The sequence below is a fragment of the Nonomuraea lactucae genome (assembly GCF_003313395.1).
GTDB lineage: Bacteria > Actinomycetota > Actinomycetes > Streptosporangiales > Streptosporangiaceae > Nonomuraea > Nonomuraea lactucae.
The window spans coordinates 1-3,794 of the sequence record NZ_QNFZ01000728.1 but is presented as its reverse complement, the minus strand read 5'-3'; the positions used below and the strand labels follow the sequence as shown (position 1 = coordinate 3,794).

Annotated in this window: 4 protein-coding genes; 2 read left to right on the top strand and 2 right to left on the bottom strand. The window is 72.6% G+C overall.

Going from position 1 to position 3,794, the window contains the following annotated elements; translation table 11 throughout:
• Together DQW85_RS26195 and DQW85_RS26190 are read left to right on the top strand one after the other, a co-directional pair.
• On the top strand, positions 1–445 hold a 445-nt coding region (locus tag DQW85_RS26195), incomplete at its 5' end, for a hypothetical protein (protein ID WP_162795389.1).
• A gap of 134 nt (positions 446–579) precedes the next feature.
• Positions 580–2,331 (top strand): DEAD/DEAH box helicase, encoded by a 1,752-nt coding sequence (locus DQW85_RS26190; RefSeq protein WP_113702606.1) that lies wholly within the window; start codon positions 580–582, stop codon positions 2,329–2,331.
• 72 nt (positions 2,332–2,403) lie between these two features.
• Here the strand turns inward: DQW85_RS26190 and DQW85_RS26185 are convergent, their stop codons facing one another.
• Positions 2,404–3,225, bottom strand: coding sequence for an alpha/beta fold hydrolase (locus DQW85_RS26185; RefSeq protein ID WP_113702605.1), 822 nt, complete (start codon positions 3,223–3,225; stop codon positions 2,404–2,406).
• Between the two features lie 165 nt (positions 3,226–3,390).
• Positions 3,391–3,794, bottom strand: a 404-nt coding sequence (locus tag DQW85_RS26180) for a hypothetical protein (protein ID WP_205315418.1), incomplete at its 5' end; no start/stop codon positions are given.

Below are 3,794 nucleotides of genomic sequence, written 5' to 3'. Positions count from 1 at the left end.
CGCGCCGCGCCCCGAGACCGGGCGGCTGCACGACGCGCGGGCAGGGGTGACGATCCCGCTGCCCGCCGGATGGCGAGCGGGAGCGGTGCCGCCGGTCACGGGGTTCACCTCGGTGACCAGGGACGGCGACGGGGCGCTGGTCATGGCCAGGCCGCTCCCGGGCGCCGTGCGCGACGCGCGGCGGGCCGCGCTGGAGGCGGCCGAGCTGTACTCCAGGCTGCTCCTCAAGGGCGACCGGGTCGCGGTCGTGGAGGACAGGCCGTTCGCCCAGGGCCACACCCGCGCCCTGCGGGCCGAATACCAGGACGTGGTGAACCGCCCCGCCTACCTCCGCGTGATCCTGCTCACCCGCGACCGCGGCGCCGTACTCGTCGTCGGCCTGCTCCAACCGGAGGAACCCGCACGTAGACAGGCGCTGGACGCGCTGATGTCGACCGTGCGATAAGCCACCTGACACCCCATAGCACGCAAGGATGACCTTGGCCAGGATCCACGGTGCACGGCACGTCTTGTCGGTGTCCCCGATTACCCTTGGGTCACTGTGAGAGAGCGAAGCACACGAACCCCAGAGGTGATGCGGTGAGCACCTTCGCCGCATCCCACCTGTCGCCCTCCTATCCCGACCGCGCCGCCTGGGGCACCGCCCCCAAACTCCGGGCGTGGCAGCAGGAGGCGTTCGACCTCTACACCGGGCGCGAGCCCCGCGACTTCCTCACCGTGGCGACCCCGGGCGCGGGCAAGACGACCTACGCCCTGCGCATCGCCAGCGACCTGCTCGCCAGAGGGGTGATCCGGTCGATCACCGTCGTCACCCCCACCGAGCACCTCAAGCGCCAGTGGGCCGACGCCGCCGGGCGGGTCGGCATCGGCATCGACCCCGAGTTCAAGAACAGCCAGGGCACCACCTCGCGCGACTACATCGGCGTCGCCGTGACCTACGCCCAGGTCGCCATGCACCCGGCCCTGCACCGGGCGCGCACCGAGGCCCGCCGGACGCTGGTCGTCTTCGACGAGATCCACCACGCGGGCGACGCCAAGTCGTGGGGTGACGGCATCCGCGAGGCGTTCGAGCCGGCCACCCGAAGGCTCCAGCTCACCGGCACGCCGTTCAGGTCCGACGACAACCCGATCCCGTTCGTCGGCTACCAGGAGGACGCCGAGGGCTTCAAGCGGAGCGTCGCCGACTACTCCTACGGCTACGGCCCCGCGCTCGACGACGGCGTGGTCCGGCCCGTCATCTTCCTGGCCTACTCCGGCGAGATGAAGTGGCGCACCCGCGCCGGTGACGAGATCGCCGCCACGCTCGGCACCCCGCTCACCAAGGACCAGCTCTCCCAGGCCTGGCGCGCCGCGCTCGACCCCAAGGGCGACTGGATCCGCCAGGTCATGCAGGCCGCCGACCGCCGCCTGACCGAGGTGCGGCGCGGCGTGCCCGACGCCGGTGGCCTGGTCATCGCCACCGACCACGAGGCGGCCCGCGCCTACGCCCGCCACCTGCGCAACATCACCGGCGAGGGCGCCACGGTCGTGCTGTCCGACGATCCGGGCGCGTCCAAGAAGATCAAGGCGTTCTCCGCCTCCGAGGACCGCTGGCTGGTCGCGGTCCGCATGGTGTCGGAGGGCGTCGACATCCCCCGGCTGTGCGTCGGCGTCTACGCCACCTCCACCTCGACCCCGCTCTTCTTCGCGCAGGCCGTCGGCCGTTTCGTGCGCGCACGCAAGCGCGGCGAGATGGCCTCGGTCTTCCTCCCCTCGGTGCCGACCCTCATGGGCCTGGCCAACGAGATGGAGGTGGAGCGCGACCACGTCCTCAACCGCAGGCCGCCCGAGGACGGGCTTGACGACAGCCTGCTGGAGCAGGCCAACCGCAAGCAGGACAGCCCCGACGTCCTCGGCGACGAGCTGCCGTTCGAGACCATGGAGACGACGGCGACGTTCGACCGGGTCCTGTACGACGGCGGCGAGTTCGGCACCGGCGCGGAGGTGGGCTCGGCTGAGGAGGAGGACTTCATCGGCCTGCCGGGGCTGCTGGAGCCCGACCAGGTCGCCACCCTGCTGCGCAAGCGGCAGTCGGACCAGCAGGCGGCCAGACGCAAGCAGCCGCGAGAGCCCGCCGAGGAGCGGCTCGCGCCGCACGAGCGGATGGCCGAGCTGCGCCGCGAGCTCAACGGCCTCGTCGGCGCCTGGAACCATCGCACCGGCCAGCCCCACGGCGTCATCCACTCGGAGCTGCGGCGCGCCTGCGGCGGGCCGCCGATCGCCCAGGCCACCGCCGAGCAGATCCAGGAGCGCATCGACAAGATCCGCCAGTGGGCCACCCAGCGGCGCTGACGGGCGTCGTGGCCGCGCCCCACCGCTTCCGCGCCGCGCGTCGGCGGTGCGGGTGGCGGGTGGCGCGCGGGGTCAGGACCTGACGAAGGCCAGCAGGTCGGCGTTGAAGGCGTCCTTGAACGACCCGACGAGGCCGTGCGGAGCGCCCGGATAGACCTTGAGGGTGGCGTCCTTGACCAGCTCGGCCGTCTTCAGCGCGGAGGCGCCGATGGGCACGATCTGGTCGTCGTCGCCGTGCGCGATCAGCGTCGGCACGTCGATGCGGAGCAGGTTCTCGGTGAAGTCCGTCGCGGAGAACTGCTCGATGCAGGCGTAGGCGGGCTTGAGCCCGCATGCCATGCTCATCAGCCAGAACGCGTCACGAACCCCCTGCGAAACGGCCGAGCCGTCCCGGTTGGCGCCGTAGAAGGGGCCGCTGAGGTCCTGGTAGAACTGCGAGCGGTCCGCCAGCACGCCGGCCCGGATGTCGTCGAAGACGCTGATCGGGAGGCCGTCGGGGTTGGCGTCCGTCTTGAGCATGAGCGGCGGCACCGCGCCCAGCAGTACGGCCTTGGCCACCCGGGACGTGCCGTGGCGGCCGATGTAGCGGGCGACCTCGCCGCCGCCCGTCGAGTGGCCGACCAGGATCACGTCGCGCAGGTCCAGCCGCTCGATCAGCTGGGCCAGGTCGTCGGCGTAGGTGTCCATGTGGTTGCCGTCCCACGTCTGCGTGGACCGCCCGTGCCCGCGCCGGTCGTGGGCGATGCCGCGGAAGCCGTTGGAGGCGACCAGGAGGAGCTGGTCGTCCCAGGCGTCGGCATTCAGCGGCCAGCCGTGGCTGAAGACGACCGGCTGCCCGGCGCCCCAATCTTTGTAGAAGATGTCGGTGCCATCGGTCGTGGTGATGAACGGCATGGCAGAACCCTTCGGGTCGGATGGAGCGGCCGAGGGCACTCGACGCGCCTGTCCACGGGTTCGACGGTAGCCGGGCAACCCCGGTAAAGGGGCATACCGCACGAACTACGCGAACTGCCCATACGCATTCTTGGCCTCCCATTCGCCGAGGCGCCCCGTCCGGCCCTACGCGGGCCGTACACGGGGCGGCTCCGGGATGCGGCGGCCGGTGCGCCCGTCCACCGGGACGTACCACCTGCCGCCGCTCGCCGGGCCCGCCCCGCGCTCACGCAGCCGGATCCGGAGCGACGCCTCGCCGTGCTCGACGCGCACGGGCAGGATCCGAGCGGCCTCCCGCTCGCTCTCCTCCGCGCCCTCGCGCCCACCTGACTCCGCGCCCTCGCGCCCACCTGCCGCCGGGCCCTCGTGCACCCAGACCAGCACCCTCCTGCGGTCGCGGCGCAGGACCACTTCCGCCGTCGCGCACTCCCCGGAGGCGGCGGGCCAGGACAGGGTCAGAGCGCCATGACGGCCGCTCACCCGCGCCGCCTCCGGTGCCGGGTCCCGACGCGCGCATCCCCGCGCGGGCG

What these genes read in the sequence shown, in the direction of transcription:
- DQW85_RS26185 (WP_113702605.1), bottom strand. Translation starts at nt 3,225, where the DNA reads ATGCCGTTCATCACCACGACCGATGGCACCGACATCTTCTACAAAGAT.